The 25,332-nt window shown below is 58.3% G+C and carries 26 protein-coding genes; 8 read left to right on the top strand and 18 right to left on the bottom strand.

Going from position 1 to position 25,332, the window contains the following annotated elements:
• Nucleotides 1-124 precede the first annotated feature (124 nt).
• On the bottom strand, nucleotides 125-1,771 hold the full coding sequence (locus tag ACR0M9_RS08605) for an electron transfer flavoprotein-ubiquinone oxidoreductase (RefSeq protein ID WP_480773346.1): 1,647 nt from the start codon (nucleotides 1,769-1,771) through the stop codon (nucleotides 125-127).
• Between the two features lie 136 nt (nucleotides 1,772-1,907).
• Complete coding sequence (gene soxR, locus ACR0M9_RS08610) at nucleotides 1,908-2,363, bottom strand: redox-sensitive transcriptional activator SoxR (protein ID WP_209598669.1); 456 nt, start codon at nucleotides 2,361-2,363, stop codon at nucleotides 1,908-1,910.
• Nucleotides 2,364-2,445: 82 nt separating this feature from the next.
• Here soxR and ACR0M9_RS08615 point away from each other — a divergent pair, with 82 nt between their 5' ends.
• The 3 genes from ACR0M9_RS08615 (at nucleotide 2,446) to ACR0M9_RS08625 (ending at nucleotide 4,541) form a co-directional block, all read left to right on the top strand.
• Nucleotides 2,446-2,826 (top strand): VOC family protein, encoded by a 381-nt coding sequence (locus tag ACR0M9_RS08615; protein ID WP_209598670.1) that lies wholly within the window; start codon nucleotides 2,446-2,448, stop codon nucleotides 2,824-2,826.
• Between the two features lie 234 nt (nucleotides 2,827-3,060).
• Entirely contained in the window at nucleotides 3,061-3,531 is a 471-nt protein-coding gene (greA, locus tag ACR0M9_RS08620) for a transcription elongation factor GreA (protein ID WP_209506599.1), read from the top strand.
• A gap of 14 nt (nucleotides 3,532-3,545) precedes the next feature.
• On the top strand, nucleotides 3,546-4,541 hold the full coding sequence (locus ACR0M9_RS08625; protein WP_480773347.1) for a hypothetical protein: 996 nt from the start codon (nucleotides 3,546-3,548) through the stop codon (nucleotides 4,539-4,541).
• Here ACR0M9_RS08625 and ACR0M9_RS08630 read toward each other — a convergent pair.
• From ACR0M9_RS08630 to ACR0M9_RS08650, 5 genes are read right to left on the bottom strand one after another with little or no spacing between them, the layout of a single operon-like run.
• Nucleotides 4,538-5,131, bottom strand: coding sequence for a GNAT family N-acetyltransferase (locus ACR0M9_RS08630; protein ID WP_480773348.1), 594 nt, complete (start codon nucleotides 5,129-5,131; stop codon nucleotides 4,538-4,540). The genes ACR0M9_RS08625 and ACR0M9_RS08630 overlap by 4 nt on opposite strands.
• The gene (locus ACR0M9_RS08635) at nucleotides 5,128-7,197 is read right to left on the bottom strand and encodes a molybdopterin-binding protein (protein WP_480773349.1); all 2,070 of its coding nucleotides are present in this window, start codon (nucleotides 7,195-7,197) and stop codon (nucleotides 5,128-5,130) included. The genes ACR0M9_RS08630 and ACR0M9_RS08635 overlap by 4 nt, the downstream gene beginning before the upstream one ends.
• The gene (mobB, locus tag ACR0M9_RS08640) at nucleotides 7,194-7,685 is read right to left on the bottom strand and encodes a molybdopterin-guanine dinucleotide biosynthesis protein B (protein WP_209506603.1); all 492 of its coding nucleotides are present in this window, start codon (nucleotides 7,683-7,685) and stop codon (nucleotides 7,194-7,196) included. Before mobB ends, ACR0M9_RS08635 begins: the two co-directional genes overlap by 4 nt.
• Nucleotides 7,682-8,338: a molybdenum cofactor guanylyltransferase MobA gene (gene mobA, locus ACR0M9_RS08645; protein WP_209506605.1), complete on the bottom strand. Its 657-nt coding sequence runs from the start codon at nucleotides 8,336-8,338 to the stop codon at nucleotides 7,682-7,684. The genes mobB and mobA overlap by 4 nt, the downstream gene beginning before the upstream one ends.
• On the bottom strand, nucleotides 8,335-9,273 hold the full coding sequence (locus ACR0M9_RS08650; protein ID WP_480773350.1) for a formate dehydrogenase accessory sulfurtransferase FdhD: 939 nt from the start codon (nucleotides 9,271-9,273) through the stop codon (nucleotides 8,335-8,337). Before ACR0M9_RS08650 ends, mobA begins: the two co-directional genes overlap by 4 nt.
• Here ACR0M9_RS08650 and ACR0M9_RS08655 point away from each other — a divergent pair.
• Nucleotides 9,272-9,982, top strand: a complete 711-nt coding sequence (locus ACR0M9_RS08655; protein WP_267364536.1) for an AzlC family ABC transporter permease — start codon at nucleotides 9,272-9,274, stop codon at nucleotides 9,980-9,982. The genes ACR0M9_RS08650 and ACR0M9_RS08655 overlap by 2 nt on opposite strands.
• Nucleotides 9,979-10,311, top strand: a complete 333-nt coding sequence (locus tag ACR0M9_RS08660) for an AzlD domain-containing protein (protein ID WP_267364537.1) — start codon at nucleotides 9,979-9,981, stop codon at nucleotides 10,309-10,311. The genes ACR0M9_RS08655 and ACR0M9_RS08660 overlap by 4 nt, the downstream gene beginning before the upstream one ends.
• Here ACR0M9_RS08660 and ACR0M9_RS08665 read toward each other — a convergent pair.
• The 7 genes from ACR0M9_RS08665 to ACR0M9_RS08695 all read right to left on the bottom strand — a co-directional run bounded on the left by ACR0M9_RS08665 (nucleotide 10,300) and on the right by ACR0M9_RS08695 (nucleotide 16,804).
• Nucleotides 10,300-10,932 carry a hypothetical protein gene (locus ACR0M9_RS08665; protein ID WP_480475007.1) on the bottom strand — a complete coding sequence of 211 codons (633 nt, stop codon included), beginning with the start codon at nucleotides 10,930-10,932 and terminating at the stop codon, nucleotides 10,300-10,302. The two genes, ACR0M9_RS08660 and ACR0M9_RS08665, sit on opposite strands and share 12 nt — an antisense overlap.
• A gap of 17 nt (nucleotides 10,933-10,949) precedes the next feature.
• The gene (locus ACR0M9_RS08670) at nucleotides 10,950-11,084 is read right to left on the bottom strand and encodes an aa3-type cytochrome c oxidase subunit IV (RefSeq protein ID WP_267364539.1); all 135 of its coding nucleotides are present in this window, start codon (nucleotides 11,082-11,084) and stop codon (nucleotides 10,950-10,952) included.
• An 89-nt stretch (nucleotides 11,085-11,173) separates the two neighbouring features.
• On the bottom strand, nucleotides 11,174-11,713 hold the full coding sequence (locus ACR0M9_RS08675; protein WP_480773351.1) for a hypothetical protein: 540 nt from the start codon (nucleotides 11,711-11,713) through the stop codon (nucleotides 11,174-11,176).
• Nucleotides 11,700-13,541: a glycerophosphodiester phosphodiesterase gene (locus tag ACR0M9_RS08680; protein ID WP_480773352.1), complete on the bottom strand. Its 1,842-nt coding sequence runs from the start codon at nucleotides 13,539-13,541 to the stop codon at nucleotides 11,700-11,702. The genes ACR0M9_RS08675 and ACR0M9_RS08680 overlap by 14 nt, the downstream gene beginning before the upstream one ends.
• Before the next feature lie 56 nt (nucleotides 13,542-13,597).
• Nucleotides 13,598-14,050, bottom strand: coding sequence for a DUF6173 family protein (locus ACR0M9_RS08685; RefSeq protein ID WP_267364542.1), 453 nt, complete (start codon nucleotides 14,048-14,050; stop codon nucleotides 13,598-13,600).
• A 4-nt stretch (nucleotides 14,051-14,054) separates the two neighbouring features.
• Nucleotides 14,055-15,101, bottom strand: coding sequence for an MBL fold metallo-hydrolase (locus ACR0M9_RS08690; RefSeq protein WP_480486601.1), 1,047 nt, complete (start codon nucleotides 15,099-15,101; stop codon nucleotides 14,055-14,057).
• Nucleotides 15,101-16,804, bottom strand: a complete 1,704-nt coding sequence (locus ACR0M9_RS08695) for an acyl-CoA dehydrogenase (protein ID WP_480483073.1) — start codon at nucleotides 16,802-16,804, stop codon at nucleotides 15,101-15,103. Before ACR0M9_RS08695 ends, ACR0M9_RS08690 begins: the two co-directional genes overlap by 1 nt.
• A 138-nt stretch (nucleotides 16,805-16,942) precedes the next feature.
• On the opposite strand from ACR0M9_RS08695, the gene ACR0M9_RS08700 reads away from it, so the two are divergent.
• Complete coding sequence (locus ACR0M9_RS08700) at nucleotides 16,943-17,893, top strand: L-threonylcarbamoyladenylate synthase (protein ID WP_480773353.1); 951 nt, start codon at nucleotides 16,943-16,945, stop codon at nucleotides 17,891-17,893.
• Here the strand turns inward: ACR0M9_RS08700 and ACR0M9_RS08705 are convergent, their stop codons facing one another.
• Nucleotides 17,894-18,448 carry a YqgE/AlgH family protein gene (locus ACR0M9_RS08705; protein ID WP_480483069.1) on the bottom strand — a complete coding sequence of 185 codons (555 nt, stop codon included), beginning with the start codon at nucleotides 18,446-18,448 and terminating at the stop codon, nucleotides 17,894-17,896.
• Between the two features lie 157 nt (nucleotides 18,449-18,605).
• Here ACR0M9_RS08705 and ACR0M9_RS08710 point away from each other — a divergent pair, with 157 nt between their 5' ends.
• Nucleotides 18,606-19,406 carry a protein-disulfide reductase DsbD domain-containing protein gene (locus tag ACR0M9_RS08710; RefSeq protein WP_480773354.1) on the top strand — a complete coding sequence of 267 codons (801 nt, stop codon included), beginning with the start codon at nucleotides 18,606-18,608 and terminating at the stop codon, nucleotides 19,404-19,406.
• A 4-nt stretch (nucleotides 19,407-19,410) separates the two neighbouring features.
• Nucleotides 19,411-19,830 (top strand): NUDIX hydrolase, encoded by a 420-nt coding sequence (locus tag ACR0M9_RS08715; RefSeq protein ID WP_480486596.1) that lies wholly within the window; start codon nucleotides 19,411-19,413, stop codon nucleotides 19,828-19,830.
• Here the strand turns inward: ACR0M9_RS08715 and ACR0M9_RS08720 are convergent.
• From ACR0M9_RS08720 to moaB, 3 genes are all read right to left on the bottom strand, one after another.
• Nucleotides 19,827-23,228, bottom strand: coding sequence for an efflux RND transporter permease subunit (locus ACR0M9_RS08720; RefSeq protein ID WP_480773355.1), 3,402 nt, complete (start codon nucleotides 23,226-23,228; stop codon nucleotides 19,827-19,829). The genes ACR0M9_RS08715 and ACR0M9_RS08720 overlap by 4 nt on opposite strands.
• 5 nt (nucleotides 23,229-23,233) lie before the next feature.
• Complete coding sequence (locus ACR0M9_RS08725; protein WP_480486830.1) at nucleotides 23,234-24,682, bottom strand: efflux RND transporter periplasmic adaptor subunit; 1,449 nt, start codon at nucleotides 24,680-24,682, stop codon at nucleotides 23,234-23,236.
• Nucleotides 24,683-24,788: 106 nt separating this feature from the next.
• The gene (gene moaB / locus ACR0M9_RS08730) at nucleotides 24,789-25,331 is read right to left on the bottom strand and encodes a molybdenum cofactor biosynthesis protein B (protein ID WP_480773356.1); all 543 of its coding nucleotides are present in this window, start codon (nucleotides 25,329-25,331) and stop codon (nucleotides 24,789-24,791) included.
• Between the last annotated feature and the right edge of the window lies 1 nt (nucleotide 25,332).

Below are 25,332 nucleotides of genomic sequence, written 5' to 3' on the forward strand. Positions count from 1 at the left end.
GCGACGAACCAGGGAAACCACCGAAATCCTGCCTTACTATCGTTGACTGACGGTTAAGCTAGGGCTTCGGTCGGCAAGAGGCAATGGCAGAGCCTTCACGACCCTGCCATTGCCGGTTTTTTGCTTACATGTTCGGATAGTTTGGTCCGTCGCCCCCCTGCGGTGTGGTCCAAGTGATATTCTGGCTTGGATCCTTGATGTCGCAGGTTTTGCAGTGAACGCAGTTCTGGAAGTTGATGACGAATCGCGGACCGTTGTCATCCTCGACCATTTCGTACACGCCTGCCGGGCAATAGCGCTGCGCCGGTTCGTCGAACTTGGGCAGGTTGACCTTGACCGGGATATCCGGGTCCGTCAGGCGCAGGTGGCAGGGCTGGCTTTCCTCGTGATTGGTTGCCGCAAAGGACACGTTGGTCAGACGGTCAAAGGACAGCGTGCCATCGGGCTTGGGATAATTGATCGGCTTGTGCTTGCTGGCTTCCTCGGTCGACTGGGCATCGTTCTTGCCATGTCCCAGCGTACCAAAGAGCGAAAAGCCCAATGTGTTGGTCCACATGTCCAGACCACCCAGCACCAGCGAAGGGATCATGCCCCACTTGGACCACATCGGCTTGACGTTGCGCACCTTCTTCAGGTCCTTGCCAATTGCGCCATTGCGGACATCGGCCTCGTAAGCGGTCAGCTCATCGCCTGAACGGTCAGCCTTGATCGCGTCATAAGCAGCCTCAGCCGCGGCCTTGCCCGACAGCATCGCGTTGTGGTTGCCTTTGATGCGCGGCACGTTGACCATGCCCGCAGAACAGCCCAGCAGCGCCACGCCCGGTGCCACCAGCTTGGGCATCGATTGAAGGCCGCCTTCGGTGATCGCACGGGCACCGTAAGCCACGCGCTTGCCGCCTTTCAGCAGCTCGGCCACCATCGGGTGATGCTTGAAGCGCTGGAATTCCATGTAGGGGTACAGGTGCGGGTTCTTGTAGTTCAGGTGAACCACAAAGCCGACATAGACCTGATTGTTTTCAAGATGATAGATGAACGACCCGCCGCCTGCGTTGCCGCCCAGAGGCCAGCCCATTGTGTGCGTGACCGTACCTTCCTTGTGCTTTGCCGGATCGATCTCCCAGATCTCTTTCATGCCGACGCCGTATTTCTGCGGCTCTTTGCCGGCAGACAAGTCGTATTTGGCGATGACTTCCTTGGACAGTGAGCCGCGCACACCTTCCGACAGGAAAACGTATTTGCCGTGCAATTCCATACCCGGCTCGGTGTTGGGGCCATAAGAGCCGTCCGCTTCCAGACCAAAGACACCGGCCACTACGCCTTTGATTTCACCGTTATCGCCGTAAACCAGTTCGGAACAGGCCATGCCGGGGAAGATTTCCACGCCCAGTTCCTCGGCCTGCTCGGCCATCCAGCGGCAAACATTGCCCATCGAAACGATGTAGTTGCCATGGTTGTTCATCAGCGGCGGCATCGGGAAGTTGGGGATGCGGATTTTACCTGCCTCGCCCAGCATGTAGAAATTGTCTTCATGCACCGGCATGTTCAGCGGAGCACCCTTAGCATTCCAATCCGGGATCAAAGCATCCAGCCCGCAGGGATCGAGAACTGCGCCAGACAGGATATGAGCGCCCACTTCCGAGCCCTTTTCCAGAACGACAACGTTCAGATCCGCATCCAGCTGTTTCAGACGAATGGCCGCCGACAGGCCCGCAGGACCTGCGCCTACGATCACCACGTCATATTCCATTGCTTCGCGTTCAATCTCGGCCATCGCGGGCTCCCTAGCTTACTTTCCGAATTGGCGCTGTCACTGCAGGATCTGCGCAATTTTGTTTCACGGCTGATTACATGGTCAGTAAGACTTTGGTCAATCGAAACACGGCGTAACAAGGGCGCTATTCGACACATCAGTCCTCTGGTGCATCACCCATCAGGTATCTGGGGCCGCTACCATGGGATTTTGCCCTGTCATCGGGGTTATAAAGCTTGCATTTCGGCAAGCTGAGGCACCCACACCCGATGCAGCCGTCCAGATTGTCGCGCAATCGCATCAGGGTATCGATTCGCTGGTCCAGATGAGTGCGCAACCGCACGCTTATGGCTTTCCAATCTTGTGGTGTCGGTGTTCGCTTTCCCGGCAAGCCCGACAAGACCTCGCGAATTTCAGGCAAGGTCAGGCCGAACTGCTGTGCGATCATGACAAAACTCAGCCGCCGGATATCCGCCCGCTGGTAACGTCGCTGCCCACCCGCATTGCGCCAGGGCGCAATCAAACCCTGTGCTTCGTAATACCGGATCGCTGAAACGGCCAACCCCGTACGTCGGGCCAATGCCCCGATTGCCAACCCTTCTGAAACAGCCATGTCGCCCTCGAAGAAATACCTTGACCTAAAGTTAGGTTTAGAAATTACGGTGAGTCGAAACAAGCCAAAAAAAGGAGATCCCATGATGGCAACGCTTGAACATACCAATTTCACTGTCAGCGACCCACAGGCCTCGGCCGCCTGGATGCAGCAGGTCTTTGGCTGGAAAACACGGTGGGAAGGACCCGCAATATCAGGCGGATACACGGTGCATGTCGGATCGGCCCACACCTATCTTGCGCTTTACAAACCAGATGCGCCGAAACCATTGGTCGAAAGCAGCTACGATATCGTCGGCGGGCTGAATCATGTTGGTGTTCTGGTCGAAGATATCGATGCAACCGAGGCCAAGGTGCGCAAGGCCGGGTTCGAACCCCATAATCATGCCGATTACGAACCGGGGCGTCGGTTCTATTTCAGGGATGACAACGGCATCGAGTTTGAAGTGGTTCAATATGATTGAGATGCTGTGGCTCTGCACGCCTTCAAAGCGATGGTGCAAGGGTGGGCAACCGGACCATCGCCATAGGCCACACCCGAAACAATCCCAGCGGCGCAATGTTGCAAATTGATCGCTGCACCTGCTGACACCCCTTGCAATTCACGTGGTATTTGGGTCAGGTAATCGTCAACCTAGGACTCGCCCCGACGCTTCTGTGCGGCGGGGCGAGTCAGTTTATGCGTGGACGTAGAGAGTATGGAAAAGATCCCGATGACGCCTGCGGGCAATGCCGCACTCGCAGCTGAGCTGAAGAACCTCAAATCCGTCGAACGCCCTGCGATCATCGAAGCCATCGCATCGGCGCGAGAACTTGGCGACCTGAAAGAAAACGCCGAATATCATTCAGCCCGCGAAAAGCAGGGGTTTATCGAAGGTCGCATCAAGGAACTGGAAGGTATCCTGTCACTGGCGGATGTAATTGACCCGGCAAAACTGTCTGGCGCGATCAAGTTTGGCGCAAAGGTTACATTGGTTGACGAGGATACCGACGAAGAAAAGACGTGGCAGATCGTCGGCGAATATGAAGCCAATATCGAAGCCGGCCTTTTGAATATCAAATCCCCCATCGCCCGCGCCCTGATCGGCAAGGACGAAGGTGACAGTGTCGAGGTGCGCACCCCTGGCGGCGTGCGCTCTTATGAAATTCTGAGTATCAAGTACGCCTGACCGGAGCGCATGTAATGTCGGGGCCCAAACCTGACCCGGAAACTGAAAGACCGACTTCGCTGGGCATCTATGACCGCCCAAAGGCACCGTCTGTCACCGAGATTGAGATTGCCGCACTGGTGCTCAGCCTGATTTGGCTGGTGGTGTCGGTTGTTTTTCTGGTGTTGCCAGATAAGGCGCAGAGCGGTGGTTTTGTTGTCACCTTTCTGGCCGTTTTCATGCCTGTGGCGATGATCTGGGTCGCGGCCACTGCCATGCGTGCCAGCCGCGTGATGCGCGAGGAAAGCGCGCGGCTGCAAACTGCGATTGATGCGATCCGTCAGGCTTATGTGGCGCAGCAGCAGCGCGCATCCAGCACCTACGAACCTACGGTAGCAAAGAAACTGGATGAGATCGCAGCCGCGACGCGAAAAACCGAAAGCGCGCTGGCAACATTTTCGACCAAGCGCACAACGCCCCCTTACGCCCCTGCAAAACCACTCGTTGCGGGTGCTCAAACCTCGCTTGAACTGGGCACATCTGCGGAAGAAATTGCGCCACCGCTGAGCACCGATATCTTTATCCGCGCCTTGAACTTCCCGGAAACTCAGAATGACACCGAAGGGTTCAATGCCCTGCGCGTGGCGCTGAAAGACCGCAAGACGGCGCAGATCGTGCAAGCCTCGCAGGATGTTCTTACACTGCTCAGCCAGGAAGGCATCTATATGGACGACCTGCGCCCTGACATGGCCCGGCCCGAAATCTGGCGTCAGTTCGCGCAGGGCGCGCGGGGTCGCGCTGTCGCCTCGCTGGGGGGTGTACGCGACCGGTCCTCGCTGGCGCTGACAGCTGCGCGGATGAAACAGGATCCCATTTTTCGCGACGCCGCCCATCATTTTCTTCGCCGCTTCGACAAGATGATGGCCGAGTTCGAGCCCACCGCAAGCGATGCAGAACTGAGCGCGTTGGGTGAGACCCGCACCGCGCGGGCGTTCATGTTGCTGGGGCGCGTGGCCGGGACGTTTGATTAATCAGGCAAAACGATCCAAGACATCTTGGTCGCGCTGCTGAAACCAAACACGTAACTTAAAGGCCCGGTTTTTTCTTCCCCCACAGGCCAAAATCCTTCGCGCTCATATAAAGCGCGGGCGCGGGGGTTTGTGTCGATAACGTCAAGCTGAACCACTGACATGTTTTGTTTCCGCGCTTCACACTTAACGGCATCCAGCAAGGCAGTACCAACCCCTTTGCCACGCGAGCCCGCGGCCACAAATATGCCATCCATCTGAAACACGCCGGGTTTCAGTTCGCGCTCCAAAATACTGAGGATGAGGGCGCGCCAAATGGCCCCAAGCCAGCCATAGACCTTTGCTAGGTCTGACATTCCGCCTCCGGCCAATGCACCATCGCGTGTCTTGAAACCTGCAAGCCCCAAAATCCGGTTTTCCTTGTCCCGTGCAACAAGCGCGAAATCCGGGTTCAACGAAGTTTCGAAGAAAGCCAGCCCCTTTTCATCCGGACCCATGACTTTGTTCAGTTTCGCCGAAAATGCCTGCCAGAACAGGGTCGCCACCAGTGGGCGTTCCGCATCAGAAAAACCGCGTGAGATCGTGATTTTCACAACCCAAAACTGCCATACGGGATAAACCGAACCATATCACCCGGTTGGATATGCCGGGCACCATCTTCTATTTCGACCAGCCCTTCGGCCCAGCTGAGCCCGCTAATCCGGCCCGATCCTTCTGACTTGAAGACTTCAACCCGGCCTTCCCGTATGCGCGCGCGCAGGTATTCGCGGCGGCCCGGTTTCTTGCGCTTTTCAAAGGCAGCGGGCACTTCGAACCCTTGCGGCTCGATCCAGCCTTCGCCAGACATCAGGCCCAGCGCCGGTCGCGCAAAGATCAAGGTGCAGACCAAGGCGGCAACGGGATTGCCGGGCAGTCCAAAGACTGGGGTTCCGGACCACAACCCCAAAGCCAGAGGGCGACCGGGTTTCAAGGCGATCCGCCAGTGTTGCATCGCCCCCGCCTGGCGCAGCAAGGCAGATACGTGGTCTTCGTCACCAGCAGATGCGCCACCACTCGTCAGTATCACATCTGCCTGTTCCGCAGCCTGATCCAGCCGTTCCCGCAGGGCGTCCCGATCATCTGAAACACGCCCCATATCCACAGGTACAAACCCCAGCCATTCGACCAGAGACAACAGCATCGGGCGGTTGGCGTCGAATATCTGACCCGGTCCGGCGCACTCTCCGGCGTCGATCAGTTCATCGCCGGTCGATACCACGGCGACACGCAGCGGTTTGCGCACCTTCACCTCGGCAATGCCCAAAGCGGTGAGCAGCGCAAGGTCAGCCGGTGTCAATCGGCGCCCTGTAGGCAGGGCCAGATCGCCTGCGGCCACATCCTCGCCCGCTTGCCTGGTATTTGCCCCCTTTTTCAGCGGGCCGTGGAATGCGATATGCCCGTCTTTAACTGTGACATCCTCTTCCAGAATAACCGTATCCACCCCGTCAGGCAGCGCGGCACCCGTCAGAACGCGCACTGCCTGACCCGCGGGAACATCACCGTCGAACGGGATACCGGCTGCTGCACGCCCATCGACCAGCGGCAGGACCTGTGGCCCATCTGAAACCGGACCAGCGAACCCGAACCCATCCACGGCTGTATTCGGCTGCGGCGGGTTGGAACGTTGGGCTGTCACATCTTCTGCCAGAATGCGCCCACTCGCTTTATTCAGCGCGACCACCTCGACCGAGGTAATCGGATGCAACCTGTCGCGCAAATAGGCTAAGGCGTCATCAACCGGCGTCCACTCCACACCCGCTGGCAGCGCAAAACAATCGTTGCGCAATGGTGGCGGGACTATGTTCGGCTTTTTCTGAGTCACACCCAATATCCAGCCTTCCTCTGCCGCTGAAACATCTAATTGCGCTTTCAACTCCTGCTCTGTCAAACGCGACAGAGTCAAGGCGATCAGTTCGACCTGCCAAGCATCCTTGATCCGCCCGTCCGGTGGCGCACCCAAGGTGAGCGACGGCCAGATTTCCACAAAGGCGATGGGTCTATCCAACGACTCGAACGGCCAGACCGCGACTTGTCCGGCAAAGCGATGGCGGAGCCTGCTCAGAACTGGAAGCCCCATCATCACCTGCCCACCGACCGCGCCTGCACCCGCCATCTGCCAGCAGGTGAAACTGCCTTTTGCCAAGGCTTCAACCGCACGACGGTCGGAAAACGGATTGGAATAGCCCGTCTTGGTTCGCGGCAAACCATCAATGTCACGCCCGAGGCCATTCATCCAAAATGGGCCTCTTCCTCCGAATTGTCGATTGATCCGGCCTGCCAAGTCAAAACGATTGTTCGTTTTCGGACCGTCCTCGACATGTTGTTCGAACCAGTCCCACAAGGTCAAGGGGTCATCCGTTCCGGTGATCGCGCGGGCAAAGCCCTTCGGGTATCCAAAAGGGAAATCGAACCCCAGAAACAGGCGGCGACCTGCCTTCAGTTCGGTGCGGATCAGGGCATCCAGCCACGCCTCGGCAAGCGCCCGGTTGCGTAGGTATTCAGGTTCCTGTGCCTGCCCTTCACGCACAATACAGACCCAGATCGCGTCTTTGCGCGGCGTTGGTCCGGTGTCATTTCCACCAGACCAGTCCACCATGGCAAAGGTCTGGAACGGGGTCACAAACCGACCTCATCCAATATGAAGTCCGCGATCCTGACTGTGTCGTTCAGGTCGAAAACCGGACGATCCAGTTCCAGCGCCGTGTCGCTGGCAACGGCACGAATAGTTTCGTTTTCAATCGCAATCAGAGGATTTCCCGCCTCGGCGCGAAACGCCTCGATCTTTGGGTGGCCTTCCCGCTTGAAGCCTTCAACCAGCACCAGATCAACCGGTGAAAGCCGCGCCAGCAGTTCGCCCAATGGCGGCTCGGGTGCGCCGCGCAGCTCCTGCATCAAGGCGACGCGCTGCCCCGACGCAAGCAACACCTCGCTGGCGCCAGCAACGCGGTGACGATGACTGTCCGTGCCCGGCTGATCCACATCGACGCCGTGATGCGCGTGCTTGACGGTTGAGACGGCAAAGCCCCGCCCCGTGATCTCGGCCACCAGCCGTTCCATCAGCCCTGTTTTGCCTGCGTTTTTCCAGCCAGTGACGCCGTAGACTCTCATACCTGCTCCAACAATGTCCGGGCGCGGTCCAAATCGTCAGGCGTATTGACGTTGAAGAACGGATCAAACGGGTCAGCCTGGAACAAAGCCTCGCGCCCGTCGTGTTTATCAGTCCACAGCACGACCTTGCGCAACCCGTCCGTCAGAGCCGCCCGCAGATCATCGCGCAGAGCCACGGGCCAGAGCCCAAAGGTCGGGTGCCGGTTGACGCGCCTGCCCCCACCGGATTTCAGCGCCTCGTCGCCCGTTCGCGGAGTAGTGGCCAAGACCAGAGGATGCACCTGCCCCGCTGCCGCCTCTTGCAGGCGCGCCACCAGATCACGCGGGAAGAACGGTGTATCTGCGGCAGCCGTTACGATGCTGTCGGCCCCCTGATCTGCCGCCCAATCGAGCCCCGCCAGAACACCGGCCAAAGGGCCAGCGAAGCCTTCGATCGAGTCAGGCAGAACGGGTAGCGTCAGATCGCTGAAACGCTCGGGGTCGCCATTTGCGTTCAGGGCCAAACCATCGACTTGCGGAGACAGCCGGTCAACGACATGGGACAGCAGGCTCTGCCCACCAATCTGCAATAGACCTTTGTCACCGCCGCCCATCCGGGTGGCCTGCCCGCCTGCGAGGATGACGCCGAGGGGTTTCCTGTTTTCATCACTCATTGGCTACTCTTCCGCCTGTGTTTCCTGTCTTCGGCCACAACCGTCGACGGATCCACATCACGAACCAACCGTTCCTCACCGGAAAGACAAACAAAGCGCTGTCCGCGCATCCGGCCGATCAGCGTAAGGCCTACCTCACGCGCGATCTCAACACCCCAGGCGGTGAATCCGGAACGGGACGCCAACACGGGAATGCCCATCATCGCCGTTTTGATCACCATCTCGGATGTCAGGCGACCGGTGGTATAGAGGATTTTGTCCTCTGCCGTCGCCCCCTCGGACAGCATCCAGCCTGCGATCTTGTCGACAGCGTTATGGCGACCCACGTCTTCCATATAAACCAGCGGGCGGTTTTCCCGGCACAAGACAGTCCCATGAATTGCCCCGGCTTCAAGATACAGCGACGGGGTGCGGTTGATCTTGGCCGCCAGTTCGTAAAGCCACGAGGTCCGCACCTGCACTTGCGGCAGCTGAACGCCCTCAAGGCCCTCCATCATGTCCCCGAATACTGTGCCCACAGCGCAACCACTGGTGCGCGTCTTTTTCTTCAGCTTGTCCTCGTACGAAGTCGCGCGTGCGGTGCGGACAACTACGGTTTCAAGATCATCATCGTAATCGACACGGGTAATCTCATCACTAGCCAGCAGCATGCCCTGATTTCGCAGAAAACCCAGCGCCAGATATTCGGGATAGTCGCCAATGGTCATCGCCGTCACAATTTCCTGCGCGTTGAGGAAGATCGTCAGTGGGCGCTCTTCGACCACTGAAATCTGGCTGACCTCGCCATTCTGATCCACACCCTCGACCGCACGGGTCAGGCGGGCCGCGCCCGGATCAGGAGCGATTACATAGTCTGACACGTCGGTTTCGGTGACCAATTGCAACCCCTCCACAAGACCGATACTGCTGCTGGCGTCACCATAGGATTTAGCCATGGCCTCTGCCACATCCAAGTCATACTTCTGGAAAGGTTTTCGCGACGGCACACCGTTTGTCTTCGTGGCTGTGCCTTTTGGTCTGTTGTTCGGTGTCTTCTCGACAGAAGCCGGGTTGAATATCGTGCAGACCATCGCCTTTTCCATCACCGTTTTTGCAGGCGCTGCGCAGTTTACAGCTCTGCAACTTCTGCAGGATGAAACGCCGACAATCATCGTTTTGATCTCAGCCCTGGCAGTGAACCTGCGGGTTGCGATGTATTCCGCATCACTGACGCCGTTTCTGGGTGCCGCGCCCTTGTGGCAGAGAGCATGTGCGGCTTACCTGATCGTTGATCAGTCTTACGCCTGTTCAATCGCGCAGTTCGAAAAAGAGCCTGATCTGACGATCCCCCAGCGAATGGCCTATTTCCTGGGTTCGGTCACTCCGATCACACCGCTGTGGGTTTTGGGAACCTGTCTGGGTGCCGTGCTGGGTGCTCAAATACCGGAAAGTTGGGCGCTGGACTTTGCCCTGCCGATCACCTTTCTGGCGATGATTGGGCCAATGATGCGTACGCTGGCCCATGTCATCGCCGCCCTGGTCGCCATTGTTGTTGCCCTGCTGACCGTGAGTGTGCCGTTCAATCTGGGCCTGCTGATCGCGGGCGCAGCAGGGATGATGGCCGGTGCGCAGGCAGAATTGATGCTAAAGCGGAACGCGCCATGAACCAGATCGATCAGACAACAATATGGATCATCATCGCGGGTCTTGCGGTGGGCAGCTATGCTTTGCGCTTTACCTTCATCGGTCTCGTCGGTGATCGCCCGATGCCGCCCTGGTTGTTACGTCACCTTCGATATACTGCCGTGGCCATCCTGCCCGCACTGATCGCGCCGCTGGTGGTTTGGCCTGCAGCCACCGAAGGACAACCGGATATCCCCCGTATGTCGGCCGCAGCGGTTGCATTGTCTGTGGGCATTCTAACCAAGAACGTGCTGGCGGCCATTTTTACCGGGGCGGCAACACTTTACATATTGCTGTATTTAGTTGGATGAAGCCGCGTCCAGCTGGTTCAGGCGCGCATTGTTGAACGCCAGTCCCTTCTGCAGGTCCGCGTCGTCGTTTTCACGGTACTCCGCCGTTTGAACGCCTTGCAAGGCCCCAAACTGATCCGACAGTTTGACCGGATAGAATGTGGTCGTGATCTGTTCGAACCCCGGAACCTGCTGCAACAGCTGCGAGGTAGAGTTCGCACAGAATGCACCAGCCACCGGGCCCATCTGCTTGGCCAGTTGCAATGCAATTTCGGCCTGTTGCGGAGTGACCTCGATCGTCTGGATGCGCGCATAATGTGTTTCGCGGGCGTGGCTGCTGCGATACGCACGTTCGACATTCGGGGTAATACCGTACAGCACATCGTTCCTGATCGGTACAACATCCGCCCGGAACGATCCTGCCGGGTCGAAAATAACCCGCTCACTGCCGCTGATCATCAACGACGTATGCGCACCCGAACCGGTTCGGGTGCTGATCATCGTGTACAAGGTCAGGGTCGATGGCCCCGGATCGCGATAGGAGCGGGACGTAATTTCAGTCTGATCCGCTTGCGGGCGCTGTGATGCAGCGCAACCAGCCAGCGTTGCGGCCACGAGGCACGCAGTCAATATCCTGAGCAAAGCCGCCCCCGAATTGCTTACGAGGCGAAAACTGCCAGGAACAGGCACAACAAGGCGATCGCGACCACACACCAAGTGGTGGCTTTGATGAAACCGTTGAAAGTTTTGGTTTGAACGTCGATGTTCATTTCGCCGTGCTTGTATTCAGCCATGAGTCTCAGAATCCCAATTCGCGTGTTTGACTTGTTGGATAATGGAAAACAAAACGCCTGTCACCACGTCATTCGCGCGCAGGGCGCGCTTACTTGAGGACCGAGCATCCGGGATACCCAAACCCCCACCGCCAGGGCAGGCCGCTGCACGGCCCGCCACCGAAACGAACCGCCCCATACATGGCATCCGCAGTGATCGCATGAATGGTGCGGATCTGATCAGGTTCCATATCGTAGCGATCAGCATATTCGTCGGCATACTGATCTCCATGCGCCGCAACACAGGCATGCAGGGCACCATCCGCCGCCAAACGCGCGTCATAGCTTTCCTCGGCCGAATCCGCGCCGCCAGCATTGTGATATGCCCGGTCGTGGATCACACAACAGTTTTCCCAAGGTGGATGTTCTTCAAAAATCTCACCAACCTGCGGGAATTGCTTTGCCACCCAGCGCCAGCTTGCGGACAACCCACCCGAACACCCGTCTGTTTCAAATGGTTGCAGCTCGGCTCCGTCGCTCTGGTCCATCAAGGCGCGATGGGCAGGCATTTCGAACCGGCGCATCAAGTCCTGTGCCAAGGCAACATGCGGAATGATGAGTAACAGCAGCGACAGATTAAGGGCTTTCATCGCGCATCGCCTTGGTGTCGACTTGTAATCCGAACGCCGTGGCCAGCCACAACATCAGCCGCTCTGCCGGTCCCATTTCGGCGCGCACGCGAAGAACCTCATTGGCCATAGCCGGGCGATCGGTAATCAGACCATCAACGCCCATAGACGCCATTTTAGACATTTGCAGCGGATCGTTTACTGTCCAGACATAGATATCCTTGCCGGCATCGTGAACCTTTCGGATCAGGCCCGGCGTCGCCATCCCTGCGTTAACGGCGACAAACTCGCCCTCCAACCCCGACAGATCACCAACGGCTGTGGCCGCCAATACACCCGAACGCCAGTCAGGGCGCAGTTTCTTCATCTTTTGGACAGCCGGGTACTTCAACGACATGGTGGCGACCTCGTCCTGCATCTCCAACTCTTCCACCAGTTTGATCACCCGGTTTTCCAGATCGATATCATGGCCATAGTATTTCAGTTCGATAAGAACCCTGGACTTGCCTTTGGCCGCCTCCAGCACATCACGCAGAGTTGGCGTGCGTTCCGAGGCGTATTCCGGGTCGAACCAGCTGCCGATGTCGATATCGGCCACATCCGCCATTGTGGCATCCCAGACCTTCAGATTAACACCCGCCAGCTTCATGAAATCGCTGTCATGGGCCACGATGATCACGTCATCCGCAGATTCCTGAACATCGATTTCAACCCAATCCGCGCCGTCCTCGATGGCTTTCAGAACCGAGGCCATCGTGTTTTCCGGCCGCAAGGCCGCAGCACCCCGGTGGCCAATGACCTCGGCATGATCCGGGGCCTGCACACGTTCCAGCAGACTTTGACCTGACCAAAGGCCAATACCCAACGCGGCTAGGGATGCACCCACTGTCACAAATACAGGCGCCCGAATTTTCCGGGGCTCTGGGTGAGCGATCTTTTTTCCGTCTGTATCGAAAAACCCGTCCAGCAAGACGGCCAGCGCGCCCAGCGCCGTTGCTGCCAAAACCAGCCCCGCCAATGACCACAGCCCAGCGACGACAAAGCTGAAGGTCAGGGCCAGCTTGAGGTTGCCGCCGTCCTGCACGGGTACGAAAGTAAACAAAAGGCTGGCCACTGCGGCAATCAAAGCGGCGATGACAAGGCGCATCCCCAGCCAAAAGGCAAGTTCGATCTTCAACCGCCCGCGCTTGCCCTCCATTTTCTGCGCACTTTGGGCAAACGCCGTTCGGGGCGCAGTTCGTTCGAAAAGGACCAAATGCAGGGCCAGCGCCCAGGCCGACAGACGGCGGATCAAAAGCCACGCCAGTACAAGAACAACCACTCCGATCAGAAGAGCCGCCACCTTGAAGGCGGGGGGGCGGAAGGTCAGGTAATAGTTGATGTCGTATTCAGTCAGCGTCCACCAAGCGATCAGGCCAGCGACAGCCACGAATGGCAGGGCAAGCAACAGGACACGCAGGATGAAACGCACGGCAAATCCGAACAACGCCGGGAAACGGGACAGGATCAATGCGAGCGCCGCACTGCCAGCACGCCAGGGATCCTGTTCGCCCATGCGCAGCGACCCGGCCATGACCGAGAACACAAAGACCTCAGCCAGCAGAAACAAACTCAGAACTACAACAGACGAGATAAACCCGACCGGAGACAGCAGGAACATGGCAATGTCCTGATCGGTCAAGGCCGTCTGGTCAGACAGAGAGACTGCCAGATTGACCGCCAGCGCCACCCCTGGCGCAATCAACGCCACAAGCAGCAACCGGACAGCGATATAGATAGGCACAAAAACCCGACGCCGGGCCCAGGCCCCCGCGTAGGCATGTGTTACGGCATGGAAATATCTGCTCACGCGGTCGCCTCCGAACTGATACATTCATTCAAAGGCGCGCAAACGTGAATTGCAAGTCAGCTGTCTTTCAGGTCTGCAGCTAGGCGGAACCCGATGCGGTTGGCTGGCTTGTCTTCAACCGATTTGGGAAGCGCACGCAACATCACGTTCAACTGGCTGACATGTTGCACCAGTTGCGTGCGGGCTCCGGTCCCGTCGGACCCGTAAAAGGTTATCATGTCGGGGTCGAAATAACCCATCCCCTCGATCCGCATTACACCTGCATCGCCACCGGTGAACCCCATCGCGACCTCATGATCGCCGTCCAGCGTCTGTTCGAAATTCTGGATGTACAGGATTAACCGCTCGTATGCCCATTGTGCGGGGCTCTTGCTAGCCACCGGTTTTTTCAACGTCTCGGGCAGTTTTTTGCTTCCGGATTCGGCTTTGGGATCGGCGTGCACCTCGTAACACTTTGGCAAAGCTGCGGCTTCTGCGGCCTCGGCCGAGGTTTCGATCTGGTCCTGCATTCGTCTACCCTTTGCGTTGATACAACCATGCCCCATCCGCGCGTTGCGTCCGGGTTACTGCACCAATGTGGTAGAGGTGATTTACATGTGCAACCGCCTCGACCAGCGCAAGGCCATATTCACCCTCGCGGATTGTACGTTTGAACAGCGGCATAAAGCAGTCAGCGGCAGATTTGGGCTGATCCAGATGATCCAGCAGCCGTTCCAGCGCGCCATGGTGGTTGTCAATCAGCTGCTTCATACGCAACGGCAGACCCGTGAAGGGCAGTTTGTGCCCACCCAAAACCAGATGATCGGGACGGGCGAGTACCTGAAGCCTCTCACAGGCCTCCATCCATCCTGACACTGGATCGGCCATGGGTTCGGTCGCATAGACACCCAGATTGGGACTGATCGAACTTAAGATCTGATCGCCGCTGAGTACCAGATTGTCATCGCGGCTCCAGAAGGTGGCGTGTTCCGGTGCATGGCCATTGCCCATATGAACGTCCCAGTCACGTCCGCCCATACGGATCACGTCACCCTGCTTGATCCCGGTAAAACCCAGCGGCATGGGATAGACCGTGTCGGCAAAATTAAAGGGCCGGTCCGCCATCCGTTTGTTCAAAACTTCGGATGCCATGCCCGCGCTGCGATAGAAACCCAGCGTTTCTTGCGGCCAGGTTTCCTGCACATCCAGCGTCAGCATCCGCGCAAACAGCCACGAGGTGCGGCTTGTCACCAGCTCGGCGCCGTGTTCCGTCTGAAACCATCCGGCATTGCCAACATGGTCGGGATGGTGGTGAGTCACCACCACCCGCCTGATCGGCTTGCCTGCAAGAGGTCCGGCCATCAATGCTTCCCAGATGCGCCGCGTCTTGTTCGAGGACAGCCCCGTATCGATCACCGTCCAGCTGTCGCCATCGTCCAGTGCGTAGATATTTACATGGTCCAGCGCCATAGGCAGGGGCAACCGCATCCAGAGAACACCTTGGGCAATCTCGGTGGCTTCGCCCTGCGCGGGCGGTTCAGACCACGGATATCTGATCCCCAATACGTGATCCCCGTCCATCAAACTGCAAACTCGTCCGTGCTCAGCGCGAAAAGGTCATCCGCCCCGTTCTGTGCCCGTGCCAAAAGGCCCGTATGTTCGGGCAACAGGGCGTTGATATAATACCGCGCCAGTTTCGCCCGCGGCCCCTCTGGGTCGGCAAGGGCTGCGGTCAGGTGATAATGCCCGCCCAGCACCCGGGCAAATGCCTGCAGATAAGCAACTGCGCCTGCAAAGCGGTTATTCATATCGTCCTGTGCCACCAGCCATTCTGTCGCCTCGCGCAGCGTTTCGGTGGCTTCCCAAACAGGGCCCGCCAGATCAGGCAGTGTTGCACGGGCGCGTTCAGCCTGGTCTTCAATCTCATCCAGCAAGTTCGAAGCAGCCTCGCCCCCGTCCATCATCTTCCGCGCAACAAGGTCCATCGCCTGAATGCCGTTGGTGCCCTCGTAGATCGCAGTGACACGCGCATCGCGATAGAACTGAGCTGCGCCGGTTTCCTCAATATATCCCATGCCACCATGCACCTGGACCCCGGTTTCAGCCACACGCATCCCGGTCTGAGTACCAAACGCCTTGCTGATCGGCGTCAACAGCGCGGCCCGCGCAGCCCAATCGGCGTCACCAGTGGCCTCTGCCATATCGATCGCAACCGCATTGGCCAACAGGATCGCGCGTGCTGCATAAACATCAGCACGCATATCCAAAAGCATACGGCGCACATCCGCATGATCGATGATCGTCCCGGACGGCGTTTTGCCTTGTTTCCGTTCCAGCGCATAGGCCACCGCGTGCTGATATGCACCTTCGGCCACGCCCACGCCCTGTCCGCCCACACCCAGACGCGCATTGTTCATCATGGTAAACATGGCCGCCATACCGCCATGTTCGGCGCCCACCAGCCAGCCTTTGGCCTTGTCATATTGCATCACGCAGGTGGGCGACCCGTGCAAACCCATCTTGTGTTCCAGCGAAACCACTTTCAGATCATTGGCCGCGCCAGGATCACCATTTTCATCAGGCAAGAATTTGGGGACAAGGAATAACGAGATCCCTTTGGTGCCGGGCACCCCATCGGGAAGGCGGGCCAGTACCAGATGGCAAACATTCTCGGTGAAATCGGTATCGCCCCACGAGATGAAGATCTTTTGACCGGTGATCGAATATGTCCCGTCACCGTTCGGCTCAGCCTTCGCAGACAGCGCGCCAACATCCGATCCAGCCTGAGCTTCGGTCAGGTTCATGGTGCCCGACCATTCCCCCGTCATCATCTTAGGCAGATACAGCGCTTTCAATTCGTCGCTGGCGTGATGCTCCAACGCCTCGATCTGGCCCTGAGACATAAGCGGTGCAAGTTGCAGCGACAGGCAGGCGGCACTCATCATCTCGTTGACCGCCGTGGTGATGGTCATAGGCAACCCCATCCCCCCGTATTCAGGATTACCACTGATCCCGATCCAGCCACCTTCGGCAATTGCCTTCCAGCCGTCTGCATATCCCGGAGAAGTTCGCAGCACGCCATTTTCAAGCCGTGCAGGTTCCAGATCACCGGGGCGCTGCAGAGGGGCCATCACCTCTTCGCACATCTTTCCAGCTTCGGTCAGGATCGCATTGACCACATCCCCGCTGGCATCAGCAAATTTATCCGTCGCAGCGACCTGGTCGAACCCGACCACTTGGTCCAGCAGGAACTGGTAATCTGAAATTGGGGTGCGGTAGGGCATGATCACTCTCGAAGGCTAACAATTCAGAACATATCGGCAGGCTTGGAATTGTGGGCAAGCGCCGGTAAGCGTATGAGCTTGGATCAATTACCTACTGTCCCTTATGTTTCAAGCAACCAAAACGCGGCGTCACCAGTTATGATCTCAACCGGCACTCAGGAATTGACGGCGGATCCCGGCGGTATCGCGCGGGCTGCAGAAATGTTGCGACAGGGCCTTCTGGTCGCTTTCCCGACCGAGACGGTCTATGGCCTGGGCGGCGATGCCCGCAACGGGCAGGCGGTGGCATCGATCTACGAGGCCAAGGGGCGGCCCAGCTTCAATCCGCTGATCGCACATGTCGCTTCGGTCGCCGCGGCGCAACGGTATGTGCAATGGTCAGATCAGGCCGAGCATCTGGCGCAGGCCTTTTGGCCCGGTCCGCTTACCTTGGTTTTGCCCTTGCGCGAAGGGCACGGGATTTCATCGCTGGTGACGGCAGGTTTGGATACGTTGGCCGTGCGCGTTCCGGCACATCCGACAGCGCGCGCGCTGCTGGCCGAATTTGATGGCCCGGTTGCAGCGCCTTCGGCAAACCCGTCGGGTCAGATCAGTCCGACCACGGCAAATCATGTCTGGTCGGGTCTTGGCGGCAAGATTGCGGCTGTTCTGGATGACGGGCCGTGCGATGTCGGGCTTGAGTCCACCATCATCGGCCTGGCTGGGGAACCTGCACTTTTGCGTCCAGGTGGCATCGCGCTGGAGCAGGTCGAAGAGACGCTGAAAACGCGACTGCATTTGCATCAATCCGGTGATCTTCTGACCGCCCCCGGCCAGTTGCAATCACACTATGCGCCGGACGCTCCGGTCCGTTTGAATGCCAAAACCCGTCAGGGTGACGAGGTGTTTCTGGGATTTGGGCAGGTAGAGTGCGACCTGAACTTGTCCGCCACTGGCAACTTGACCGAAGCGGCGGCAAATCTGTTTGCGTTTCTGCATCAGCTGAACGAAACCGGGCGACCGATTGCCGTTTCTCCGATCCCTGACACGGGTTTGGGGGCGGCAATCAATGACCGGCTGCGGCGCGCGGCGGCACCCCGTGACAGCTGATCACGCTCGCCCCGCGCTGGCAGAAAGGGTCAGCGGGTCCACGCCCAAAGAAGCCAACGCTGCCTCCCATTTCGCATCATCGGGCACATCGAAAACAAGTTTCGACGTTGCTTCGGTGGTTAGCCAGCCGTTCATGGCAATTTCATCCTCAAGCTGACCGGGCCCCCAGCCGGAATAACCCAGCGCCAGCATCGAGTTCAGCGGCCCAGTGCCTGACGCCAAATCCTCGAGCACATCAAGTGTCGCCGTCATGCTGAAATCCTCGGAAATCTGCATTGAATGCAGGTTGGCCTCGTAATCGGCGCTGTGAAGGACAAAGCCGCGTGACATCTCGACCGGCCCACCGAAATGCACAAGGCGTTCGCCGACAATCGGAACACGGCAGGCGATGTTCAGTTGACCCAGCAAAGTCTTGATCCGCAGGTCCGAGGGCTTGTTCACAATCAAACCCATGGCACCGTCGTCACCATGACTGCACACATACACCACCGAATGGTCGAATCGCGGATCTCCCATACCGGGCATCGCAATCAACAGTTTTCCGGTCAGGTCCATGGGCCGCCATCTCTTTCTCAGAACACCTCAACAATGGCCCCGCAGCATGTCTATTGGCAAGAGAACAACAGGTATTTTAGCGGATTTCATCCCAGTGAACAGAACGTGACTTGGAATCCGGGTCAACGCCGCGCATTTAAGAGGGATGAAGATGTCGATGAAACACACTGCTGTCGCCGCACTCGTTTGCCTGCATCTATCCGCCCCGGTTGCCGCTCAGGGTCTGGACGGCGTGGTTCAGCTGGATGTTCTGGATGGCGGACGGACTGCAAACGGCACTTATCTTACCGCCTTGAAGCTGACGCTTGAGGATGGTTGGAAAACCTACTGGCGCGCGCCTGGAGATGCTGGCATCCCGCCGGAAATCAACTGGAAACGCTCAAGCAATGTCGGGCGTGTTGAAATCACATGGCCTGCCCCCGATGTCTTCGATCAGAACGGGTTGCAGTCGATCGGTTACAAGAACCAACTGGTCCTTCCGATTGAGATTACGCCGCGCAACCCTGCCAAGCCGGTCCGATTGCAGGGCGAAATGGATCTGGGCGTTTGCAAAGAGGTTTGTATTCCGGAACGTCTGGGCTTTGACCACACACTCGACGCCAATGCCGGGCGCCATCCCGCGATTGCCGCCGCACTGGCGCAACGCCCTTATTCCGCGCAAGAAGCTCGCGTGTCCAGTGCCACCTGTCGTCTGACGCCGACTAAAGATGGTATGCGTATCGAAGCACGAGTGACCATGCCATCGGCAGGTGGTCATGAAGTGGCTGTGATCGAACCCGGCAATCCCTCCCTCTGGGCGTCGCAGCCGGTTGCGCAACGGCAAGGTGATACGTTGGTGGCCGAGGCCGAGATTATCAATGCATCGGGCACACCCTTTGCACTGGATCGGTCTGAAATCCGGATTACAGTTCTGGGCGCCAATCACGCAGTTGATATTCAGGGCTGCAGCGCAGGCTGAATTCATGACCCAATCACCAAAAATCGGTGCCCTGGCCGTTGTTCTGCATCAGGATCAGGTTCTTCTGGTTCAGCGCAGCAAGCAGCCCGACGCCGGGCTGTGGGGGTTTCCCGGCGGCCATGTCGAATGGGGTGAAACCGTATTGGAAGCGGCACAACGCGAATTGCTGGAAGAAACCTCGGTGATCGCGCAGTCGTCACATTATCTGAAAAATCTGGACCTTGTGCGCCGAACCCCAGATGGGCTGATCGTGTCCCATTACCTGCTGGTCGGGGTCGCCTGCCAGTATCGCTCGGGCACGCCAAAGGCCGGTGACGACGCATTGGATGCCCGGTGGTTTCCCGTCGATCAGATACGCCAGGGCAACCTGCCCATGAGCGCGCGGGTCATTGAGCTTATGGAATATGCCTTGCGTGCGGTTTAAGCATCTGCCGATTTCGTGAGGCGACCATAAAGCATGCCTGAGGCAGCAATGCTCAGAATCACAATCGGCACAGCTCCGGCAACAAACGCGCCCAGCCCCATTTTCAATGCGGCAATGCCATCATCACCGGGATAAAGACCTTGTAATATGGCAAGCGGTGCACCGTTGATGGCAGGCCAGATCATCGTCAAGGCAAACCAGACCCCAAGCATCGCGCCGGTTCCGGCCAACGCGCCACGAACAACCTTGTCAGGGGCCCGCGCCGCGCGGCGCATGGCTGTCATCGGACGTGCCACGTCATTGAGAACTCCCAGCAAGGCAGGCACAAGTACCAACACCAGCAACATTCCGAAACCAAGCCCGTAGACCAGTGTGATTACTGTCGGTTTCAGGAACTGCGCCTGTTGAGAGCCTTCGTATAGTAAGGGCGCTAGCCCAAGAACCGTCGTCAGCGTGGTCAGCATGACAGGTCGCAACCTGTCCGCCGTGCCATCCAGAATCGACGGAATCAACCCGCGATCCTGCTGGTATGCGTCGATCGTGGTCACCAAAACGATCGAGTCGTTGATAATGATCCCTGTCATGCCCAGCAGCCCGACAACCGTGAACATGCTCAGTGGCACCTCCCAGATGTAATGGCCCCAAATCGCCCCGACCAGGCCAAAGGGAATAATCGCCATGACCACAAGGGGTCGTGTCCAGCTGGCAAACACCCAGGCCAGTACAAGGTAAATACCGGTCAGGCACAGGATCAGACCATTGCGGGCCTCGGACAGGAATTCGTTTTCCTGTTCGCTCAGACCCGACATGCGCCACTCAACCTGCCTTTCGGCTGCGATATTGGGCAGGATCTCGTCCTGCATCACGCGTTCAATTTCGGCGGCCCGTGCCGGATCGTCTTCCGAAATGTCACCTGTTACTGAAACCACCCTCAGGCCGTTTTCACGCCGAACCGTCGAAAACCCGGACTTGCGTTCGACCGAAACGATATCAGCCAAAGGTACATAGACTCCGTCAGGAGAACGCATCAGAGTTCGTTCCAGAAAATCTGCTGTCAGTTCACCTTCGGGCAGTTCGACACGGATCTCGGCACTGCGCGGCCCGTCGGGGAAGGTTGCGGCCTCAATCCCGTTCAAACGGTTGCGCAAAGCCCGCCCCAGCGTTTCGATCCGAAAGCCCAGCGCCTGACCTTGTGCCGTCAGATCAAGAAGAAACTCTTCCTTGTCATATGCCAAAGTGTCCTCAAGCGCCGAGACTTCAGGAAACTTCGACAGCGCGGTTTGCAAATCTTCAGATGCGGCTTTCAGGACATTTACGTCCGAGCCATAGAACTGCACGTCGATGGCGTCGCCACCGGGGCCAGATCGCCAACCACGGAAGCTGATCACTTCGACCTTGGGGTGGCGCGGTACGAAATCCTGTAGCTCGCCCACAAACTCAAAACTCGAATAGGGGCGCAGATCGGCGTCGATCAATTCAATCGAAATACCACCCAGCACACTGCCGTCCTTGCCATCAGCCGCAGCAAGCGCACGCCCGGCATTGCCACCAACTTCGGCCAGGACATAGTCAATTGGATTTCGGCCATGACGCTCTTCGTAGATCCGGCCCAGTTCGTTGGTTGCGTCCTGTAGAATGCGCATCATTTCAAGCGTATCTGACCGGGTCGACCCCTCGCGCATGATAAACCCGCCGCTGACTGAGCTGCGTTCAGGTGCGTTGAAGAACCGCCAGTTCACGTCGCCACGAATGAACAATGCGACCTGACTGGCCAGGATGGCGATCATCAGCGCGGCGACCACATAACGCGCCCAGATCACCCAGGCGATCAGCGGGCGGAACAAGTGATCCCGAACCCAACGAAAGCCACGATTGACGACGCGGTTCGGCAGGTCGTACCAGTGTTCCTTGGCCGAATGCGCAATTGCGTGCGCCATGTGGTTGGGCAGGATCAGGAAGCATTCCACCAGCGATGCAACCAGAACGGCGATTACCGTGAAAGGGATATCGCGGATCAGTTCTCCGAAACGCCCTCCAACCAACGTCAGGCCGAAAAACGCAATCACCGTCGTTACCGTGGCGGCCAGAACCGGCATTGCCATTCGCCGGGCGGCACGCTCAGCGGCTTCCACAGGTGTCTCGCCCAATCGGCGTGCGCGATAATCGGCGTGCTCGCCCACGACAATGGCGTCATCTACGACGATCCCCAAGGTGATGATCAGACCGAACAGGGAAACCATGTTCAGCGACAGACCGCCCAGATACATCAGCGCGATCGCCGCCGACATCGCCACCGGAATGCCCGCAGCAACCCAAAAGGCAATGCGCGCATTCAGAAACAGGAACAACAGGATGACAACCAGCCCCAACCCCATCAGCCCGTTATCCACGAGGATATTTAGCCGGTCGGTAATTGCTTGCGCCCGGGTGCGGATCAGATCAATTCTCACACCTTCAGGAAGGCTGGCCTGCATCTCGCGGGCAACGTCCTCGACCGTGTGCTGAATACCTATCGCATCGCCCAGGTTCGACCGGTCCACTCTGATGGACATGGCCGGATTGTCGCCCACATAATAGCTGCGCTCGCGGGTGACGCCTTCAACCCAAATTCTAGCTATGTCACCAACCTTCAGCTTGGAGCCATCTTCGTTCGTCCTCAGCGCGATGCCTTCGATCTGTTCCGGCGTGCGTTTTTCAGCTCCTGCCCGGACAAGAGCACCCGCACCCTCAACATAGCCAGCGGGGTCGGTATTGACTTCGGCACCTATCGCTGCCGCGATTTCGGCCATCGTGATATCGTTTGCGACCAACTGCGCGGTGGTGACCTCGACAACGATGCGCGGTGCGGCAACACCCCGGATTGTCGTGCGTGTCACACCCGATGCGAACAAACGATTGATAAGCTCATCCGTCAGTTTCGCCAGCTGAGCAGTATCGGTCGGCCCCGTGATCACCACATCCGTCACCCGATCACGCCACGCACCACGTTGAATCCTGGGCTCCTCAGCGTCTTCCGGCAGATCTGTGACAGCGTCTACGGCGGTCCTAACATCCTCGACAGCGCGGGACACATCCCAGTTGGGTTCGAATTCCAGCCTGATCCGGGTCCAGCCCGGGTGCGAACTGGCCTCGGTACTGGTCACCCCTTCGACGGCCAGCAGCGCCGGTTCCAGCAACTGCACGATCCCGGCGTCCATGTCCTCGGGCCCGGCACCATCCCAGGTTACGGATACATCGACGCGTTCCAGAATAACGTCCGGAAAGAACTGTGCCCGCATGTTCGGGATTGCCGCCGCGCCAAGAACCAGCATGACAAGCAACAGCAGGTTGGCAACTGTCCGATGCCGCGTGAAATAACTGAGAATGCCGCCCGCCGCGCCAGGTATCTCGCGCATCATGGCGTTTATCCCCCAGCCCTGGTTTCAATACTGCGCACCAAAGACGTCGGCACACGAGCTTCGCGCAGCCGGGTTAGAACCTGCGTCTTTTCCTTCGGAGGCATCGCACTGTTCGCTTCGACCTGAGCTACAAGTTCGGCTCGTTTCTCGTCCGTCAGCTCGACCATTCCGGGGTCTGCACCCGCCTCAAACCGCAGGGGCCGCACCCGCACGCCTGACCCAAGCAGGGGGGTCCGCCCGACGACGACCTCTCGCCCTTCCAAACCGTCGCCCCGCAGCAGAACCTCGTCCCCCTGGCGGCGGATGAGTTGAACCGGCAGGCTTTCCAAACGGTCATCAGGGCCAAGCACCAGAACTGTTCCGGATGCATCAAGGGCCGAGGACGGCAACCGGTAAACTCCGGCAAGCGGTTGTTCCTGAACTGAAACCGTAACGAAATCCCCGGGTTTAAACCCCGATGCCTCTTGCAGACGGGCATAGATCAACCGCCCGGTCTGACCTTCACCGGCAGACCCGCTGTCGCGACTAATCTGGCCAATTGCGGTCAGATCGGTCCCTGTCACTTCGAGCGATATGGTGACCGGCGCGTTGATCAGACGATCACCGCCATCCAGAAGCCGCACATATTGCGCAGTTGACACCCGAAATGCCACCTCAAGGTCGTTGGGATCAACCAGTTCAGCCAGCTTTTCATTTGCCGATACCAGCCGCCCTTCCACAAGAGTCACATCCGTTAAAGTACCGCCAAAGCCTGCCCGGATTGTCATGTCGCCCAGATCACGTTCCGCAGCTTCCAGTGCAATCATGGCGCGGGCCAACAGGGTTGATGCCTGATCCACACGGGATTCAGCCTGTGCCAGCGCAATACGCCGCGCCAGTACGGCCTGTTGCGCCGCTGCGGCAGCCAGTTCGGCCTCTTCCACGCTAGCGGCGGCCCCCACGCCCCGAGATTCCAGATCGCGTTGACGTTGCAACGCCCTTTCCCGCAGTTCCGCCTGAGCCTCAGCCGATTTCAGCTCGTCCTGCGCCAGCAGCAACGAGCGTTCTGCATCGCGCTCTTCAAACTGAGCGTCCAAGAGGTCGGACTTGGCCCGATCCAGTGCGGATTGCGCATCTGCCGGGTCCAGTTCAACCAGCACTTCGCCAGCCTCAACAATTCCACCATCTTCAAAGTCTTCCGCCAGCGCGACAACGCGACCACCAAGCGCCGCGCGCAACTCCAGCCTGCGGCGGCTTTGAACCTCTCCGAAAGCTTCAAGATATGGGGTGACGGTTTCCGCCTCGGCAGGCCGAACCGAAACAGCAAAGATCCTTTCTCGAGCGGGAGGTGTCGCGTTATCGTGCGTCAAAGCCTCCTGAACGGCCCCAACGATCATCTGCACGGCAACAAACAACAAAGCCAGCGCCAGAAACGCCAGAAAAATACCGACAAGACTATGCCGCAGAAATCGCATCAATCAGTTACCCCGGTTGCACCACGCTGCCGTCCACAACATGTAGCTGGATCAGGAAATATGCCAAGCCACAAGGCGGTTATACGGAATGGAACGTATGACCAGTCTACTTCCGTCGCAGATGTTCGTCCAATCTGGGCATTATTTCCACAAAATTGCACGGGCGATGGCGATAATCGAACTGTTTTTCCAAAATACCGTCCCACGCGTCCTTGCAGGCCCCCGGGCTGCCGGGCAAGGCGAACAGGTATGTCCCCCCCGCAACGCCCCCCGTCGCCCGCGACTGCACCGCCGAAGTTCCGATCTTTTCCATCGAGATGATCGTGAAGACAGTGCCAAAGGCTTCGATCTCTTTTTCATAGACATCGCGATGCGCCTCGACGGTGACATCGCGCCCAGTCAGACCCGTGCCGCCGGTCGAAATCACGACGTCGATCTGTTCGTCCGCCACCCACGCGCGCAACTGATCTGCAATCTGTCTGCGCTCGTCCCGAATTATTCTCCGATCCGCAACAACATGGCCCGCCTTTTCGATCCGGTCCGCCAATGTCTGACCCGAGCGGTCCTCTTCCATCGATCTGGTATCCGAAACAGTCAGTAAGGCGATCTTAACCGGAATGAACTCCATGGTTTCGTCAATGCGCGACATG

Source organism: Ruegeria sp. CH2, assembly GCF_056537065.1.

Excerpts from the sequence above, each read along its gene's own strand:
- ACR0M9_RS08605 (WP_480773346.1), bottom strand. The coding sequence starts at position 1,771 with ATGGCCGAGATTGAACGCGAAGCAATGGAATATGACGTGGTGATCGTA.
- soxR (WP_209598669.1), bottom strand. The coding sequence starts at position 2,363 with ATGGCTGTTTCAGAAGGGTTGGCAATCGGGGCATTGGCCCGACGTACG.
- ACR0M9_RS08615 (WP_209598670.1), top strand. The coding sequence starts at position 2,446 with ATGATGGCAACGCTTGAACATACCAATTTCACTGTCAGCGACCCACAG.
- greA (WP_209506599.1), top strand. The coding sequence starts at position 3,061 with ATGGAAAAGATCCCGATGACGCCTGCGGGCAATGCCGCACTCGCAGCT.
- ACR0M9_RS08625 (WP_480773347.1), top strand. The coding sequence starts at position 3,546 with ATGTCGGGGCCCAAACCTGACCCGGAAACTGAAAGACCGACTTCGCTG.
- mobB (WP_209506603.1), bottom strand. The coding sequence starts at position 7,685 with ATGAGAGTCTACGGCGTCACTGGCTGGAAAAACGCAGGCAAAACAGGG.
- mobA (WP_209506605.1), bottom strand. The coding sequence starts at position 8,338 with ATGAGTGATGAAAACAGGAAACCCCTCGGCGTCATCCTCGCAGGCGGG.
- ACR0M9_RS08655 (WP_267364536.1), top strand. The coding sequence starts at position 9,272 with ATGGCCTCTGCCACATCCAAGTCATACTTCTGGAAAGGTTTTCGCGAC.
- ACR0M9_RS08650 (WP_480773350.1), bottom strand. The coding sequence starts at position 9,273 with ATGGCTAAATCCTATGGTGACGCCAGCAGCAGTATCGGTCTTGTGGAG.
- ACR0M9_RS08660 (WP_267364537.1), top strand. The coding sequence starts at position 9,979 with ATGAACCAGATCGATCAGACAACAATATGGATCATCATCGCGGGTCTT.
- ACR0M9_RS08670 (WP_267364539.1), bottom strand. The coding sequence starts at position 11,084 with ATGGCTGAATACAAGCACGGCGAAATGAACATCGACGTTCAAACCAAA.
- ACR0M9_RS08675 (WP_480773351.1), bottom strand. The coding sequence starts at position 11,713 with ATGAAAGCCCTTAATCTGTCGCTGCTGTTACTCATCATTCCGCATGTT.
- ACR0M9_RS08685 (WP_267364542.1), bottom strand. The coding sequence starts at position 14,050 with ATGCAGGACCAGATCGAAACCTCGGCCGAGGCCGCAGAAGCCGCAGCT.
- ACR0M9_RS08690 (WP_480486601.1), bottom strand. The coding sequence starts at position 15,101 with ATGGACGGGGATCACGTATTGGGGATCAGATATCCGTGGTCTGAACCG.
- ACR0M9_RS08695 (WP_480483073.1), bottom strand. The coding sequence starts at position 16,804 with ATGCCCTACCGCACCCCAATTTCAGATTACCAGTTCCTGCTGGACCAA.
- ACR0M9_RS08700 (WP_480773353.1), top strand. The coding sequence starts at position 16,943 with ATGATCTCAACCGGCACTCAGGAATTGACGGCGGATCCCGGCGGTATC.
- ACR0M9_RS08705 (WP_480483069.1), bottom strand. The coding sequence starts at position 18,448 with ATGGACCTGACCGGAAAACTGTTGATTGCGATGCCCGGTATGGGAGAT.
- ACR0M9_RS08710 (WP_480773354.1), top strand. The coding sequence starts at position 18,606 with ATGAAACACACTGCTGTCGCCGCACTCGTTTGCCTGCATCTATCCGCC.
- ACR0M9_RS08715 (WP_480486596.1), top strand. The coding sequence starts at position 19,411 with ATGACCCAATCACCAAAAATCGGTGCCCTGGCCGTTGTTCTGCATCAG.
- ACR0M9_RS08720 (WP_480773355.1), bottom strand. The coding sequence starts at position 23,228 with ATGATGCGCGAGATACCTGGCGCGGCGGGCGGCATTCTCAGTTATTTC.
- ACR0M9_RS08725 (WP_480486830.1), bottom strand. The coding sequence starts at position 24,682 with ATGCGATTTCTGCGGCATAGTCTTGTCGGTATTTTTCTGGCGTTTCTG.
- moaB (WP_480773356.1), bottom strand. The coding sequence starts at position 25,331 with ATGTCGCGCATTGACGAAACCATGGAGTTCATTCCGGTTAAGATCGCC.